Raw genomic sequence first — 1,187 nt, 5'->3', positions numbered from 1 at the left:
TTCCGTAAACAGGGTAATACTATCCCGGATGGCGGTGAGTTGCTGTTTTCGCTCCGACCGGTCAAGACCCAGGTGGGTGCAAAGGAAAATGACCGTTCTTTTTTCCCGGGTGAGCCGGACGATCAGCAACCCTCTTTTTTCCCCTGTACCGGGCAAGGAAAGGCGCCTTTGTTCCAGCAAGGGGAGGCGGCTCAACACGGCATTGCCGTATTGCATGAAACCAAGCCAGCGGATGTTGGCGGCAAAGGCATGGTGCAGCCCGGTATGAGCCGCCAGTACCAGCGCCTGATCGCGCATGCGGCTGCGAGGCAGGAAACGGTCCACTTCCTGCAGGGCGGCCAGATCCGGTTGCTCCGCGCTGATCACCGCTGCCAGACGCGGCAGGGAAATCCGGCCGTCGGCGTTTCGTCCGTGATGAATGTTGTAGGTCAGGATTTTCCAGTGCATGGTTTGACTCTCCCGGCCCGTTTTTTGCGGATGTGGCGGCAGGCCGTTTTATGCTTAAAAAAACCGGTGCGACGGTCCCTGAACCGCGTACGGGGTATTATGCCGGGCGTTCAGGGCGTGGAGATTTTTTATTGCACAATTACTTGTCCGGGTCCGTTAACGGAGAAGGATGCAACGGCTTTGATGCGTCAATACCAGTCCCGCCGTTTTTGCCGGGATCGTTTTTCTGTTATAATACTATTATGTCGTCGAAAGGAAAGAAGCAAATGGGGATTAAAATTCTGGCCCTGGAAACCTCCTGCGATGAAACGTCGGCTGCCGTGGTGGTGGACGGAGTGGAGATACGCTCGAACATTATTTCTTCGCAGGTGGAAATACATAAAAAGTTCGGCGGGGTGGTGCCGGAAGTGGCCTCCCGCAAACACCTGGAATTGATCAATCCTGTGATCAAAGAAGCGTTGGACGACGCCGGGTTTGGCTTCCGTGATCTGGATGCGGTGGCCGTGACGAACGGCCCCGGGCTGGTGGGGGCGCTGCTGGTGGGGGTGTCGGCGGCCAAGGCCGTGGCTTATGCCCTCAACATCCCCCTGTTGGCCGTTAATCATATTGAGGCGCATATTTACGCCAATTTCCTGGTCCGGCCGGATCTGCCCCTGCCCCTGCTCTGCCTGGTGGTCAGCGGCGGGCATACGGAACTGGTGCTGCTGCGCCGCCACGGTGATTTTGTGGTGCTGGGCGGC

2 protein-coding genes are annotated in these 1,187 nt (G+C 57.5%); one reads left to right on the top strand and one right to left on the bottom strand.

Features of this window, described 5'->3' with window-relative positions; all coding sequences use genetic code 11:
• Window positions 1-447, bottom strand: a 447-nt coding sequence (locus A6M21_RS07870) for an endonuclease/exonuclease/phosphatase family protein (RefSeq protein WP_201721852.1), incomplete at its 3' end; no start/stop codon positions are given.
• A 266-nt stretch (window positions 448-713) separates the two neighbouring features.
• Between A6M21_RS07870 and A6M21_RS07865 the strand changes: the two genes are divergently transcribed.
• A partial coding sequence (locus tag A6M21_RS07865) for a tRNA (adenosine(37)-N6)-threonylcarbamoyltransferase complex transferase subunit TsaD (protein WP_427854614.1) occupies window positions 714-1,187 on the top strand: 474 nt, incomplete at its 3' end.

Source organism: Desulfotomaculum copahuensis (assembly GCF_001655685.1).
Classification (GTDB): Bacteria; Bacillota; Desulfotomaculia; order Desulfotomaculales; family Desulfovirgulaceae; genus Desulfotomaculum_G; species Desulfotomaculum_G copahuensis.
Note: the sequence above shows the minus strand (reverse complement) of the source record. Positions and strands in the feature narration are given on the sequence as shown.